This is a genomic window from Streptomyces griseorubiginosus, from assembly GCF_017614965.1.
GTDB lineage: Bacteria > Actinomycetota > Actinomycetes > Streptomycetales > Streptomycetaceae > Streptomyces > Streptomyces griseorubiginosus_B.
This window is the reverse complement of the sequence record NZ_WVUG01000771.1, coordinates 1-237: the sequence shown is the minus strand read 5'-3', so window position 1 is coordinate 237 and position 237 is coordinate 1. Positions and strand designations below refer to the sequence as shown.

Here is a 237-nt window from a genome sequence, read left to right as displayed (position 1 = left end):
GCCCGGCACACCCGCCGCTCCACTCATCCGTTCCACGCCGAAGCAGTACTAGGAAGATGAAGACGATCAAGTGTGCCGAATAATCAACGTTCCACCCATGAGCAACCACTCCGAGACATTCGCTCGAAGCTGGCTATTGCTCCTTAGAAAGGAGGTGATCCAGCCGCACCTTCCGGTACGGCTACCTTGTTACGACTTCGTCCCAATCGCCAGTCCCACCTTCGACAGCTCCCTCCC

At 57.4% G+C, this 237-nt stretch carries 1 rRNA gene; it reads right to left on the bottom strand.

Annotated features, from left to right (window positions below):
• Positions 1-147: 147 nt before the first annotated feature.
• Positions 148-237: ribosomal RNA gene (locus tag GRC12_RS45195) — 16S ribosomal RNA — on the bottom strand; the annotation flags it as partial.